Origin of the sequence: Streptomyces sp. NPDC060031, from assembly GCF_042736805.1 — a bacterium.
Lineage (GTDB): Bacteria > Actinomycetota > Actinomycetes > Streptomycetales > Streptomycetaceae > Streptomyces.
Window position 1 is genome coordinate 5,315 of sequence record NZ_JBHWVM010000125.1, and the last position, 14,144, is coordinate 19,458.

The window sequence follows — 14,144 nt, forward strand, 5'->3', positions numbered from 1 at the left end:
GGTGGGCACCGACGGCCGGCTCGGCGGGCAGGCGGACGTGAAGGGGGTGTCGGGCACCTGGCGGGACCTGACCGACTCGGTGAACTTCATGGCCGGCAACCTCACCGCTCAGGTCCGTTCCATCGCCGAGGTCGCCACCGCGGTGGCGCAGGGCGACCTCTCACAAAAGATCCGGGTCGACGCCCGCGGCGAGATCCTGGAGCTGAAGACGACCATCAACACGATGGTCGACCAGCTCTCCGCGTTCGCCGATGAGGTCACCCGCGTGGCCCGGGAGGTGGGCACCGACGGCCGGCTCGGCGGGCAGGCGGACGTGAAGGGGGTGTCGGGCACCTGGCGGGACCTGACCGACTCGGTGAACTTCATGGCCGACAACCTCACCGCTCAGGTCCGCTCCATCGCCGAGGTCACCACCGCGGTGGCGCAGGGCGACCTCTCACAAAAGATCCGGGTCGACGCCCGCGGCGAGATCCTGGAGCTGAAGGAGACCATCAACACGATGGTCGACCAGCTCTCCGCGTTCGCCGACGAGGTCACCCGCGTGGCCCGCGAGGTGGGCACCGAGGGCAACCTGGGCGGCCAGGCGACCGTCCGCGGCGTGTCGGGCACCTGGAAGGACCTGACGGACAACGTCAACGTGATGGCGTCGAACCTGACCGGCCAGGTGCGCTCCATCGCCCAGGTGGCGACGGCGGTGGCCCGCGGCGACCTCTCGCAGAAGATCACCGTGGAGGCCAAGGGCGAGGTCGCGGCGCTGGCCGGGGTCATCAACACGATGGTGGACACCCTGTCCGCCTTCGCCGACGAGGTCACCCGTGTCGCGCGCGAGGTCGGGACCGAGGGCCGGCTCGGCGGCCAGGCCCGGGTCCCCAACGTCGCCGGGACCTGGAAGGACCTCACCGACAACGTCAACTCCATGGCGAACAACCTGACCGGCCAGGTCCGCAACATCGCCCTCGTCACCACCGCGGTGGCCAACGGCGACCTCTCCAAGAAGATCGACGTCGACGCCCGGGGCGAGATCCTCGAACTCAAGACGACCATCAACACGATGGTCGACCAACTGTCCTCCTTCGCCGCCGAGGTGACCCGCGTGGCCCGCGAGGTGGGCAGTGAGGGCCGGCTCGGCGGCCAGGCCGAGGTCGAGGGCGTCTCCGGCACCTGGAAGCGCCTTACCGAGAACGTCAACGAGCTCGCCGGCAACCTGACCCGGCAGGTCCGCGCCATCGCCGAGGTCGCCAGCGCGGTCGCCGAGGGCGACCTCACCCGGTCGATCACGGTGGACGCCTCCGGCGAGGTCGCCGAGCTCAAGGACAACATCAACTCCATGGTCGGCTCGCTGCGCGAGACGACCCGGGCCAACCAGGAACAGGACTGGCTCAAGTCGAACCTGGCCCGGATCTCCGGCCTGATGCAGGGGCATCGCGATCTCGCCGCTGTCGCGGAACGCGTCATGGACGAACTGACCCCCCTGGTCGACGCCAGCTACGGAGCCTTCTACCTCGCCGACGAGATCGACGGCGCGACGTGGCTCACCCTGATCGGGTCGTTCGGCCGGCCCGCCAACAGCCCCACCACACCCCTGCGGGTACGGAACGGGGAGACCCTCGTGGGGCAGGCGGCCCGCAGCCGCCGCATCCTCACCACCGGCAACGTGCCGCCCGGCTACCTGATCTCCTCCGGGCTGGGCGGGGCCGCTCCCGCCAACCTCATCGTGCTGCCCATCCTCGTCGAGGACCAGGTCCTCGGGGTCATCGAGCTCGCCTCCTTCAACTCCTTCACCCCCGTCCACCGCGATTTCCTCGGACGCCTGATGGAAACGGTCGGCGTCAACGTCAGCACCATCGTCGCCAACGTCCGCACGGACGAACTGCTCGGCGAGTCCCAGCGTCTGACGGGTGAACTGCAGGCCCGCTCTGAGCAGTTGCAGGTCCAGCAGGACGAACTCCAGAGGTCCAACGCCGAGCTGGAGGAGAAGGCCGCCCTCCTCGCCACGCAGAACCGCGACATCGAGACGAAGAACCTGGAGATCGAGCAGGCGCGCCAGGAACTGGAGGACCGGGCCCAGCAGCTGTCCCTGGCCTCGAAGTACAAGTCGGAGTTCCTGGCCAACATGAGCCACGAGCTGCGCACTCCGCTCAACAGCCTGCTGATCCTGGCCCAGCTCCTGTCCCAGAATCCGTCCCGCAACCTCACCCCCAAGCAGGTCGAGTACGCGGGCATCATCCACTCGGCGGGCTCCGACCTCCTCCAGCTCATCAACGACATCCTCGACCTGTCGAAGGTCGAGGCGGGCAAGATGGACGTCAACCTGGAGCGGGTGTCGCTCAAGCGGCTCCTCGACTACGTGGAAGCCTCCTTCCGGCCCCTGACGACCCAAAAGGGCCTCGAGTTCGAGATCACGACCTCGGCCGGGGTGCCGCTGGAACTGATCACCGACGACGCCCGGCTGCAGCAGATCCTGCGCAACCTGCTCTCCAACGCGGTGAAGTTCACCGAACGCGGCCGGGTCCAGGTGCGGATCGCGCCCGCGAACGCGGCGGAACTCCCCGCAGAGCTGACCCGGGCCGGTGCGGTGGTGGCGTTCGAGGTCATCGACACGGGCATCGGCATCCCCGAGGAGCAACTGGAGGTCATCTTCGCCGCGTTCCAGCAGGCCGACGGGACGACCAGCCGCAAGTACGGCGGCACCGGCCTCGGCCTGTCCATCACCCGGGAGATCGCCCGGCTCCTCGGCGGCGTGGTCACGGCCACCAGCACGCCAGGCACGGGATCGAGGTTCACGCTGTACCTGCCGGTCTCGCGCCCCGACGCCACCGGCCGGGACGGGCAGGCCCCCGCCGCGCAGGAAACCACCGCCGGCTCCGGCGGCCGGCCGGGCGACAGCGGCGGCGACGGGCCGCAGGAGCGCCACCCCCGGCGGGTCCTGGTGATCGAGGAACGCAGCAACGGTCTCCTCAGCCTCGTCGCCGAGAGCGCCGCCGCCGATCTGGCCGCGGGACGCGTGGCCGCGGGCGCGTCGGGACAGGTCGAGGTCCTCGCCGCCACGACCGCCGCGGACGCGGCCGCCGTCCTCGCCCAGGCCCCGTTCCACTGCGTGGTCCTCGAACTGGGCTCCAACGGAGAGGCCCTGAGCTTCCTCCAGGCCCTCGCGGGAGACACGGCCCTGGCCGCACTGCCGGTGCTCGCCCACGACAACCGGCGCATGACCGGGGAGCAGCAGGAGCAGATCGACCGGTACGCGACCGGCCAGCGCCTCGAAGTGCTCTCCAGCCTGGACGAACTCCGCGAACGGATCACCCTGCACCTGTCGGTCGACCGCCTGGGGGACGTCCTGCCCCTCGTACGGCCGGAAGCCGAGGTCGTCCCGGCTGAACACCCGTACATCGACGCCAGCCTCGCGGACAAGTCCGTCCTGGTCGTTGATGACGATCCGCGCAACCTGTACGCGATCAGCGGAATTCTCGAGCTCCACGGCATCCGGGTCCTGCACGCCGAGAACGGCCGCAAGGGCATCGAAACCCTGATGAGCACCCCGGGCGTCGACCTGATCCTGATGGACGTCATGATGCCCGAACTGGACGGGTACGCGGCGACCGCCGAGATCAGGAACATGCCCCGGTTCGCCGACCTGCCGATCATCTCGGTCACGGCCAAGGCCATGCCCGGCGACCGCGAGAAGAGCATCGCCTCCGGCTCGAGCGACTACGTCACCAAGCCCGTGGACGCGAACGACCTGATCGCCCGCATCCGCCAGTGGCTCCTTCCCGTCCCCGCCGCGCGTACGGAAGGAGCCGACGTCCGGTGAACGACGCACACGACGAGCCCGGAGCCTCCCAGCCCTCGGCTCCCTCGTGGAGCCGCAGCCGGGGGCCGGAGCTCCCGGCCGCGCGCCGGACGGCAGAGCAGGTGACGCACCGCACCGCGGAGGCGGGCGACGTGGGACGGCTCGCCGCCACCGTGGAGCGGCTGCGCCAGGAAGCCCTGGACGCCCAGTGGGCCGCCGACGGGCGTGCGCTGATCGAAATGGCCAAGGGCATCTTCGTGGGGCGCCTGGGGTGCGGGCCCGCCGAAGCCTCCCGGCAGCTGACCAAGCTGGCCGAGCAGTCGGGCGTCACCGTCCTGGCCCTGGCGGTCGAAGTCATCAACCAGGCCGCGCGCGACCACGTCAGCGAGATCGCGGAGCAGTTCCTCCGGTCCGCCGGCGGCGATCCCTCCGACCCGGACGAGCCCGCCCCCGCCGTCCGGCTGCGCGCGGCCGAGAGCCGGGCGCTGGCGGCGACCGATTCCCAGGCCGTCGCCACCGCCCTGCTGGAGAACGCGCTCGGACCGCTGGGCGCCTGCGGGGTCGCGATCTGGCTGGTCGGCGCGGACTCCTCGCTCACCCTGGTCGGCCAGGCCGGGTTCACGGAGGAGGAGGCCGGCCGCTGGCGCTACGTCCCGCCGGAGGTGGCCACCTGCGCCCGACTGGCCCTGCACAGCCGTGAACTCGCGTTCGTGGCCGGGCTCTCCGACGCGGGGATCCCCACCATCGGCCGACGCCAGCACCCCGACGGCGGGCGGATCATGGTCCCGGCCGGAACCGGTGGCCGCATCCACGGGGTGCTCGAGGTCGGCTGGCCGGACCGGCTGCCCCCGCAGCCTCCGCAGATCCTGCGGCAGCTCGAGGCCATGGCCGAGCTGTGCGCCCACACGCTCGGGGACCAGTCCGCCGACGTACCGCCCCCCACCACGCCGACCTCCCACCTGGCGGGTGTCGCGGAACTGACGGACCTCACCGACCACCTCCACGACCCCGTCCTGATCCTCACCCCCCACCTCGACCCGAGCGGCCGGCTGTCCGACTTCCGCATCCACCACACCAACAACCGCTTCGTGGACCCCGCCGGCCGCCCCCGCTCGCTGGTGACCGGCGCGCATTTCCTCGAGGCCTACCCGGCCGCTGCGGAGACCGGCGGCCTCTTCTCCAAGCTGGAGCGGGTCTATGCGACGGGCGAACCGTGCCGGGCGCCGCGTACGACGCTCACGGCCTACGTCGACGAGGTGCCCCTCACCTCGGTCGCCGACGTCAGCATCAGCCGGCACGGCGCCGCCCTCGTCCTCATCTGGAAGGTCGAGGACGAGACCGCACGGCTGGCCAGCCTCCTCCAGCACGCCCAACGCCTCGGCCGGGTCGGGGGTTTCGAGGAGAACGTCCGCACCGGCGCCATCACCTGGAACAGCCAGCTGTTCAGCCTGTTCGGGCTGCCGGGCACCGCCGCCCCCGTACCCCTGGAGGAGTTGGCCGACCACGCCCACCCCCACGACGTCAACTCGATCGGCCGGTTCCTGCGCACGCTCCTGCACCGGCTGCGCGAGTCGTCGGTGGACTTCCGGCTGCGGCGCCCCGACGGCATCACCCGCCACATCCGGATAGTGGCCGAACCCGTCCTGGACGAGCAGGGGCGCCTGTATTCCGTACGCGGCGCCTGCCAGGACGTCTCGGCGCAGCACTGGACGGAGGTGGCCCTCGCGGCCACGCGGGACCAACTCGCCAGCAGCGAAGCCGAATCCGCGGACCGGACCAGACTCGCCCTGCAGCTCCAGCAGGCCATCATGCCCCCCGCTCCGGCCGCCATGGAGGTCCCCGGCATCCGCATCGCCGTCCGCTACCGGCCCGCGGAGTCGCAATCGCTCGTCGGCGGCGACTGGTACGACGCGGTGGTGCTGCCCGACGAGAAGATCCTCATCAGCGTCGGGGACGTGGCCGGCCACGGCATCCAGGCGGCCACCGGCATGGTCGTCCTGCGCAACGCGCTGCGCGGCCTGGCCGTCACCGGCGCCGGCCCGGCGCAGTTGCTGTCGTGGCTGAACACCGTCACCTACCACCTCACCAGCCATTTGACGGCCACCGCCGTCTGCGGGATCTACGACCCGGACACCCGGTGCCTGCGCTGGGCGCGCGCGGGCCACCTGCCCCCGGTCCTGGTCAGGGGGACGGAGGCCCGGGCCTTCCCCCTCGCCCCGGGCACGCTCCTCGGAGCGCTGCCCGACGTCACGTACGCGGAAGAAGAAGTACAGCTGGAACGCAAGGACGTCCTGCTCATGTACACCGACGGCCTCGTCGAACGCCGGGACGCCTCCGTCTCGGACTCCCTGGCACAACTGCTCACCGTGGCGTCACGCCCCGCGGTCTCCCTGGAGAAACGCCTCGACAACCTGCTGACCTACAGCACTTCCGACACGGACGACGACACATGCCTCATCGGTGTCCGGGTCCACTGACTGTCCCGAGGGCGCGTAGCCTTCGGTTGTTGCGGCGGGCAGCGGGCTGGGGACGAGCAGCGCTGAAACGATGCGAGGGAGCACAGGTGGAGCAGCAGGTACGGGTACGGCCGGACGAGGACGGAGTCCGCGTCATCGTGTGCGTGGGGGAGTTCGACCAGGACACGCTGCAGCCGCTCAGGGAGTCCAGCGCGCAGGCCGCCGCCGACCCGGACGTACGCAGGATCGTCCTGGACGTCAGCCAGGTCGGCTTCGCCGATTCCTCCATGCTCAACCAGATGCTGCTCCTGCTGCGCACGGGCCGCCTGGTACTGGCGGGCCCGGTTCCCCCTCAGCTGGGCCGGCTCCTGGACCTCACGGAAGCCCGCGGCCTGTTCCCGGTCGCCGACAGCGTGGAGGCGGCGAGCCGCCTGTAGGCGCCCGGGGGCGCGCACGGCGTCCGCTCCGGCGGGAAGGTCCCGGCCGGGGCGGGACGTATGGGAGGGTGCGGACGGGGCAGGGGCGGGGCATGACCGAATCCGTTGCGAACGCATCCAGCAGGAGCTATTACGTCACCGTCCGCGGGGAGCGGTTCACCTGCGGCGAGGTTACGGGCCTGGGCCCCCAGGGAGACCTCGGCCTGCCCGGGCAGGAACTGACGCTCACCCTCGACGACTGCGTCCTCACCGATGTGCCCAGGGCGCAGGAGTGGGCCCTGTCGGCGCAGGGCGCGGCCGAGCCGTCCCACGTGAAGATCGAGGAGATGACGCCCGGCTCGGCGGCCCCGCTCACCACGTGGTACCTCCACGACGCCAGGCCGGATGCGGTCGCCGACCAGAGTACGACGGCGGCCAACCACGAAACGCGGATCGGGCGGCTGACCGTGCACGCCGCGAAGATCTCGCCGGACATGCCGCTATGAGCCCATCCGGGGAGGCACGTGATGAGCCTGCACCCATGTGGGCGAAAAACTCGATGGGACGTCGTGTTTCAAGGCGAATCATGGTCTGTTCAAGGAAAACGGGCGCGAAGAAGGGGATGGAACGTTGCATCTGAGGCGTACCGGAACGATCCTGGGCGCAGCCGCGCTGACCGTGCTGACCCTCCCGGCCAACGCTCACGCCGCGGCGATCGCGTGTGGCGGAGGTGCGTCGACCGGCCGTGTGGCCATCAACGGCTGCATCAGTGCCCAGCGGGGATCTGCCGGCCGATTCCCCACGCGAGAGATCACGTCGCACATCAAGGCGCGTAATACGGGAACGAAAGGAGTGAACATCTCTTACGAGGCATTCTTTCGTGTTGTTGATGGTGGTCACTGGGAGAAGGTGGGCAGCGGCCGCGCCTACGTCCCGGCCGGCGAGGCCATCGGCCCCGTCGAGGTGGGGAGCACGACCCGCGTGTGCGGCCCCGTGAAGGTCGAGATCCGAGTACACGCCCGGGCCGAAGGCGCTGCCTGGAGCGGCTGGTCTCCCGCAGCCACGAAGCAGTGCCAGACCTGAGCTTGTCCTGTGACCCCCCGCGCCCCGCTGGCCGAACGGCCTGTCGGCCCTGATGACTTGGCCAGCGATCTGCCGCTCCCAAGGACGGCCGACGGTCGGCTGGCCCCGCCGGTCGAAGTCTCGCCTCGGCTGCGGGGCCGGCCCTAGGCGATCTCGATACTGAGTTGCGAACCCAGTTCCTCGAACCCCAGTGTTGCCGCGACACGCCGGGAGGCAGGCGGGCGGGCACGCCACTGCGCCAGCCGTCCTGCCCCGAGCGCGTGAGCTACCGCAGCCGAACCCGTCAACCGGGCCAGCCCTCGTCCCCGCGACTGCGGCGCGGTCAGCACGCTGATGTGGGCGGTCCGGCTCGGCCAAGCCTGGTATCCAGCAGCGGCAACCACCTGACCGCGCTCGCGGACCACGAACGCGGGAGAGGTGATCTCGTCCAGAGCGGCCTCGCCCGCCTCTTCACGGCTTGCCAGCTCCTCCAGCCTCCGAAGGTCCGGATGACCGCCCGGTAGTTGTTCCACCGCCAGCACACCAGGCTCTGCACGGCGGAAGACCGCTGGGGACGCGTACGACAATGCCGCCGGACCGAGCACACGAGCCACCGACAGGACTCCGCGGACCGCGTCGGCATCCGTGACGGCCTCCACCGGCAGCGTGGCCAGCGCGTCCCGAACGATCACAGCGGTACTCGTGCTTGGCGCGGTCACGATCGCTGATTCGCCCAGAGCCACGACGCCGACCCAGCCGACCGGGCTCAACCCCGATTCCGGCGAGACGACCACGCTCACACCACCCATGGGCGCGAACGACACCGGCACCCGGGCCAGGCCCTCCCACAGCCCCCGGGCTCTGACCAGCAGCGGCTCCATCGACACGGTCGCGATTCTGCCAGTCCAGCACGCTGCTGGCCCGTGGAATTCATCCGGCGAGATCACCACCAAGGACCGCACATCTGCGCGGGCGAGAGCGAGCCCGGCCTGCTTGGCGCCCTCGACCCGGCTCGTTCGAGAGGCGCGAGCCCGCCTGACTGGCTGACAGGCCCGGCTCGGATCGCAGTGCCGCCCCGGGCTACTGCGGTGCCCCGCCGGGCGCCGGAATGACACCGAGCTGCTGAAGGAAGCCGAGGAGATCCTTCTCCGCCCACTTTTCGGCGAGCTTCCCGTTCTCGATGCGATGAATCACCGTCGCGGTCATCGTGATCGGCTTACCGGTGGCAGGGATGCCTGGGAGGTCTCTCTCGTGCACTCCACGAGCTGTCAGCCGCGTCACGACCTTGTCGCCCTCCGCGATCTGGTCCTCGATCTCGTGGGTTCCGGGTGTGGCGTCCCAGAACAGGCGGAATGCCTGCTTGAGACCCTCGCGACCGGGTGCGATCCCCGGAAACAGCGGCGGCGAGTGGTCCTGGTAGTCCTCGACCACGAGTTCGTCCATGGCGTCCAGGTTGCCCTCGTCGATCTCCCGGTAAAATCGGCGAACCAGCGCCTTGTTCTCCTCTGTGGACACGGGACCCCTCTGCGCGCTCGCGTCACGTCGCCGGAACGACATGTACGCCCCGAATCGTCACCCGTCGGATCCCCCGCCCACACCCACGGCGCGCCGTGCGAACGCGGACGTTCACTCGGAAGCGGCCGCGCAGGGGCATCGCGTACTGTCCCCACGTCCTGATCGTTTGTGTTCGGAGAATCCGTATGAGCTTGGATCTGGTGCCCGTCGACCGCGAGCCTGCTTCCGGGGCTGTCCTGCTGACCGGCATCCCCGGGAGCGGGAAGTCGACGGTGGCCGCTGCGCTGGCCGGCCGCCTCCGGATGTCGGCCCATGTCGAGGTGGACGCCCTCCAGCAGATGATCGTCAGGGGTGGGCAATGGCCCTCGCCGGCTGCGAACGCGGAAGCCGACCGGCAGATCTTCCTGCGCGCCCGCAACGCGTGCCTTCTGGCGGACAGCTTCGCGCGGGCCGGTTTCACCGCGGTGCTCGATGATGTCGTGGTCCGCCGTTCCCACCTTGACTTCTACCGCACGGAGCTGGCGGCCGTGCCGCTCCACATCGTCATCCTGGCTCCCGGCCCGGCAGTGGCCTGGCGGCGCAACCAGGCACGGGAGAAGGTCCTGGCCACGGACTGGTCGCCGCTGGACGAGGCGATGCGCTCCGAGCTCGGGCAGCAGGGGACCTGGATCGACAACGCTGAGCACACGGTTGAAGAGACGGTCGAAGCGATCCTGTCTGTGACCGGTCTGGCCTCCGGCTCTGAAGTCGATCAGCCTCTGCGGTGATCGCCAGGTGGCGTGACCTGACCTGGTCCTACGCGAAGCGGCACCGGGTACGGGGCCAGCCCCCGAGGCATCTCCCGTCCGCACGGGAGGTGTTCACCACGTCGTGTGCAAGGTCTGCGGTGAGCGGTGGATCAAGGTGGGACGCATGGTCGGCGAGGGAGCGTCGGGATCCAGGCGCAGGCCCGGCAGTCGGCGGGTGAACAGCTCCAGGGTCAGGCGCAGTTGTTCCCGGGCCAACTGCGAGCCGGGGCAGCCGTGCGGTCCGTGGCCGAAGGCCAGGTGGTGGTGACCGGCGGGGCGGCTGATGTCGAACCGGTCGGCTCGCCCGTACCGGTCCTCGTCCCGGTTGGCCGAACCGTAGGCGACCAGCACGTTGGCGCCGGAAGGGAGCTTCGTGCCGGCGAGCGACACCGGCCGGGTGGCGGTGCGGCGGAAGGCCTGTACGGCCGTGTCGTAGCGCGCCGCTTCCTCCACGGCCGCCGGTATGAGCGCCGGGTCGGCGCGGAGCACCTCCCACTGCGGCCGGTCGCGCAGCAGGTGCAGCAGAGTGCTGCCGATCATCGCGCTGGTGGTGAGGAATCCGGCGATCAGGAGGTTCTGGAGGCTCGCCACCAGCTCGTGGCGCTGCTCCAGGGTGAGTTCGCCGGCGCCGGGAGCCAGAGCGGCCACCATCGCCGAGCACAGATCGTCCCGGGGCGCGGCGCGCCGGTCGCGTACGTATCCGTCCAACAGGTGCTGGAGCGCGACGACGTCCTCGGCGGCGGCCGCCTGCGCCTGCGGCGGCATCGGCCGAAACAGCAGCTCTTCGGCCCGGTACCCGCCGTGCACCGCGGCCGGCACGTCCGCCGGGTCCAGCCCGATCAGCCGGCCGACCACCTGCCCGGGCAGCCGCCGGGCGTACGCCTCCACCAGCTCGGCCGACCCGTCCGCCGCGATGCCGTCCACCAGCTCCCGCGCGCACTCCCGGGCGTACGGGAGCAGGGCAGCCACGCGTGCGGAGGACAGCCCGCGGTTGAGTACGGCCCGGTGTCGCTTGTGATCGGCGCCGTCCGTGGTCACGACGGTGGGACGCGGTGCGAACCCCTGCGGCAGGACACCGAGCGCCGCTTCCGAGAGCTGGATGTCCGGCAGCAGGGCGTTGCCGGAGGAGAAGTCCTCGGCGCGCAGCAGCACCTCCCGTACGTCCTGGTCCCGGGCCACCAGCCACGCGTCGAACTCGGGGACGTAGGTCAGCCCCTCGGCCCGGCGGGCGCGGGCGTAGAGCGGGTACGGGTCGCGGTACAGCTCGTCGCGCCTTGTCTGGTCGTGGGCCGGCACACGGACCTCCGGGTCGCGGTCGGTAGCGGGTCGCGGCGGCCCGCGCGGGTGTACTCCGGTGCCGGGCCATGATGCAGGAGCCCGGCCGCGCAAGGAAGTACGCCTCCTCAATGCTTGACCACGTTCATGGCGGTGGGCGACCCGGTCGTGTCGCGTCGCATGGTGCGTGAGTGGGAGGACGGCGGCCTCGTGCCCGACCACAGTCCGCTCACCCAGCTCCGCCAGGCCATGGCGGACGCACGGACACAGGGTCTCCTGCGCGCCGACATCGACACTGACGCGTTGGCCACCGTTGTCGCCAACCTCGTGCGTGGGTGCGCTGCATCAGTGGGTCGCCGCCCTGATCGATGCCGACCGGTTCCTCGCGCGCGCTCTGTTCGCGCTGGACGTCGCACTCGCCGCGGCGGCCGCGGATCCCTACCGCGAGCAGCTGCTGGCGCCCCTGCGGACCCGAGGCGCGGTATGACGGCCGGCGCAATGCCTCGGCCCCGGAGCTTCGTGGGCCACGGCGGGATCGTGCTCGCGACGGATGAGTGGGGGAGAGGCGGCCTCGCCACCTCTTGTCCTGCTGCACGGCGGTGGCCAGACGCGACACGCCTGGGGCCGGACCGGCCCTCGCCTGGCCGCACGGGGGTGGCGACCTGCCGCATCGCCCACGTCCGGACGACCCCGAGGGGGTACGGAACGGGATGGGGGACGGGATGGGGGATGGGATGGGGACCAACCTGCGACGCCACGGCGATCGCCGGGTCTGGCACTGGGACCCCCGGATGCTGCTGGACAGCTTCGAGGGCCGGATGGACCCGCCCGGCATGGCGGAGCGTCTCCTCGACGCCGCGCGCCACACAGACGTGCCGATCCTGCTCGTCCGCGGTGGGATCAGCGACGTGGTGCGCGAAGACATCGCCGAGCAGTTCCGTGACAGGGTTCCCCACGCCCGCCGCGTCGATGTGGCCGACGCGGGGCACATGGTGGCCGGCGATCGGAGCGAGCACTTCATGGATGCGATCGTCCCGTTTCTGGACGGGATCGAGCGAGTGTGAGCAGCCCACCCCGGAGGCTGTGGGCCGCCTCGTGGGTCAGGAAGACGGGGTGTGTGGCCGGCGGAGGATCCCGTCCAGGCCTTCGTCGCTCATCGCGTGGTCTCCTTTTTCAGGATGCAGCGTTCCCCGCTGTCGGGATCACCGATGTACGTCCAGAGCGTCGGGGCCCCGACCGTGCCGGTCGCCTCGTACGCGGTGCTCACGCCCTGCGGGCCGAATGCGATGCGAACGGTCGACTGCGCCGGCCCGCCCTCGATCGGTGATCCCGATTCGAGGTCCCAGGTCCCCGTACCCGTCTTGACCGGGGCGAGGCCGAAGCCGGAGCTGGCATCGCTCTCGGGGTCGAAGTAGTCGCCACAGGCGGATGAGGCGCTGAACGTCCCGTCCCCGGCCAGGACAAGGCTGCCGCCTCGTTCGTCCTTCCACACTCCAGCCAGCTCTGCACTCGTCAGCACGATGGCGTCGCCCGGAGCTCCGGGGACCCAGAGGCGCCCCATGAGGGTCACCGTCACCAGCGCCGCGACCGGCGCGAAGAGAACGGCCAGGAGTACCGACGCAGCGCACCCCAGGGCTCCGGTGCAACCGAGGAGGGCGAGCCATTTCCCATCCCGCCGAGGTGGGGCGGAACCCCATGCCGCGGTCGGTGCCGTGGGCCAGCGTTCAGCGGTCGGCATGGGTTCCCCTCGGCGTTGGAGTCGACCACGGTTCCGGCCGGCAGCGTCATCTTGCACGAGCCCCGGCCGGACAACCGCAGCGGGTTCCCCTACCGGGCTGCGCCGGGGTCTTGACAGTTGGCCGTGTACCTGACAGCAGTGGCACTGCACCACTCCCACGAACATCAGCGGAGCCAGCCTCGCCGGCAGCGCCGCCGCGATCTTGCTCGCTCGACGCGGTGTCCGCGTCGCACTGCTGGAACGCCGCTCGGACCCCGAAGCGTACAAGGTGCTCTGCACCCACTCGCTCACGGCCAACGCCTACCCGGTGCTGGCCGAACTCGGCCTCATCCCCGCCCTCGAGAAGGCGGGAGCCGTCCGCAACCACGCCCGCTGGTACACACGCTGGGGATGGATCGAGCCGAGGGCCGCACCGGCGGGCCCCGAGCTCCCGTACGCGTACAACATTCGGCGCAGCACCCTCGACCCGTTGATCAGGTCCCATGCGGCGCAAACCCCCGGCGTCGATCTGCTCCTCGGTCACCAGGTGACCGAGCTGGTCCGGGAAGCCGGGCGAACCTTGGGGGTGCGCGCGTCGACCGCGCAGGGCGAGCGCGAGATCCGGGCCCGCCTGGTGGTCGGCGCCGATGGCAAGGACTCGGCCGTAGCGAAGTTCGCCGGAGTGCCTTCTCGGCTGTACGAGAACGCGCGGTTCGGCTATCTCGCGCACTTCCGCAACCTTCCGCTGCACGGCGGGATCAGTCACGCCTGGTTCCTCGAGCCCGACATGGCGTACGCGTTTCCCAATGACGACGGGGTGACGGTCGTCGCGGTGCTTCCGGACAAGAAACGGCTGCCGGCCTTCCGGGAAGACCTGGAGGGCAGCTTCATCGCATTCGTCCGCGCCCTGCCCGAGGCACCGCCCATCGACGCCGCCGAACGCATCACGAAGATCACCGGCACCGTCGACTACCCGCTTCACAGCCGCAAGCCGACCGCACCGGGCGTCGCGCTCATCGGCGACGCCGCCCTGACCGGCGATCCCCTGTGGGGAGTGGGCTGCGGGTGGGCCCTGCAGTCCGCGCAATGGTTGGCAGAGGAGGTCGCCCCGGCCGCAACCGGCCGGGG

The 14,144-nt window shown here is 70.7% G+C and carries 13 protein-coding genes; 9 read left to right on the top strand and 4 right to left on the bottom strand.

The window, feature by feature from the left end; all coding sequences use genetic code 11:
• From ACFWB8_RS33920 to ACFWB8_RS33940, 5 genes are all read left to right on the top strand, one after another.
• On the top strand, positions 1-3,808 hold a 3,808-nt coding region (locus ACFWB8_RS33920), incomplete at its 5' end, for a HAMP domain-containing protein (RefSeq protein WP_385236106.1).
• Entirely contained in the window at positions 3,805-6,264 is a 2,460-nt protein-coding gene (locus ACFWB8_RS33925; RefSeq protein WP_385236109.1) for a SpoIIE family protein phosphatase, read from the top strand. The genes ACFWB8_RS33920 and ACFWB8_RS33925, both read left to right, overlap by 4 nt.
• A gap of 86 nt (positions 6,265-6,350) precedes the next feature.
• Positions 6,351-6,680, top strand: coding sequence for an STAS domain-containing protein (locus ACFWB8_RS33930; RefSeq protein WP_385236112.1), 330 nt, complete (start codon positions 6,351-6,353; stop codon positions 6,678-6,680).
• A gap of 92 nt (positions 6,681-6,772) precedes the next feature.
• Positions 6,773-7,165: a hypothetical protein gene (locus ACFWB8_RS33935; RefSeq protein ID WP_385236115.1), complete on the top strand. Its 393-nt coding sequence runs from the start codon at positions 6,773-6,775 to the stop codon at positions 7,163-7,165.
• Between the two features lie 37 nt (positions 7,166-7,202).
• Positions 7,203-7,742, top strand: coding sequence for a hypothetical protein (locus ACFWB8_RS33940; RefSeq protein ID WP_385236118.1), 540 nt, complete (start codon positions 7,203-7,205; stop codon positions 7,740-7,742).
• 143 nt (positions 7,743-7,885) lie between these two features.
• Here the strand turns inward: ACFWB8_RS33940 and ACFWB8_RS33945 are convergent, their stop codons facing one another.
• Both ACFWB8_RS33945 and ACFWB8_RS33950 read right to left on the bottom strand, forming a co-directional pair.
• Positions 7,886-8,602: a GNAT family N-acetyltransferase gene (locus ACFWB8_RS33945; RefSeq protein ID WP_385236138.1), complete on the bottom strand. Its 717-nt coding sequence runs from the start codon at positions 8,600-8,602 to the stop codon at positions 7,886-7,888.
• Between the two features lie 199 nt (positions 8,603-8,801).
• Positions 8,802-9,236, bottom strand: a complete 435-nt coding sequence (locus ACFWB8_RS33950; protein WP_385236120.1) for an ester cyclase — start codon at positions 9,234-9,236, stop codon at positions 8,802-8,804.
• A gap of 185 nt (positions 9,237-9,421) precedes the next feature.
• On the opposite strand from ACFWB8_RS33950, the gene ACFWB8_RS33955 reads away from it, so the two are divergent.
• Complete coding sequence (locus tag ACFWB8_RS33955) at positions 9,422-10,003, top strand: AAA family ATPase (RefSeq protein WP_385236123.1); 582 nt, start codon at positions 9,422-9,424, stop codon at positions 10,001-10,003.
• A 93-nt stretch (positions 10,004-10,096) separates the two neighbouring features.
• Here the strand turns inward: ACFWB8_RS33955 and ACFWB8_RS33960 are convergent, their stop codons facing one another.
• A complete protein-coding gene (locus ACFWB8_RS33960; RefSeq protein ID WP_385236126.1) occupies positions 10,097-11,320 on the bottom strand; it encodes a cytochrome P450 in 1,224 nt (407 codons plus the stop codon).
• A 310-nt stretch (positions 11,321-11,630) separates the two neighbouring features.
• Here ACFWB8_RS33960 and ACFWB8_RS33965 point away from each other — a divergent pair, with 310 nt between their 5' ends.
• Positions 11,631-11,786, top strand: coding sequence for a hypothetical protein (locus tag ACFWB8_RS33965; RefSeq protein ID WP_385236129.1), 156 nt, complete (start codon positions 11,631-11,633; stop codon positions 11,784-11,786).
• Between the two features lie 247 nt (positions 11,787-12,033).
• The gene (locus ACFWB8_RS33970) at positions 12,034-12,363 is read left to right on the top strand and encodes an alpha/beta fold hydrolase (protein WP_385236132.1); all 330 of its coding nucleotides are present in this window, start codon (positions 12,034-12,036) and stop codon (positions 12,361-12,363) included.
• Between the two features lie 89 nt (positions 12,364-12,452).
• Here ACFWB8_RS33970 and ACFWB8_RS33975 read toward each other — a convergent pair whose 3' ends face one another.
• Positions 12,453-12,860 carry a hypothetical protein gene (locus ACFWB8_RS33975; protein ID WP_385236135.1) on the bottom strand — a complete coding sequence of 136 codons (408 nt, stop codon included), beginning with the start codon at positions 12,858-12,860 and terminating at the stop codon, positions 12,453-12,455.
• A 340-nt stretch (positions 12,861-13,200) separates the two neighbouring features.
• Between ACFWB8_RS33975 and ACFWB8_RS33980 the strand changes: the two genes are divergently transcribed.
• On the top strand, positions 13,201-14,144 hold a 944-nt coding region (locus ACFWB8_RS33980), incomplete at its 3' end, for an NAD(P)/FAD-dependent oxidoreductase (RefSeq protein WP_385236141.1).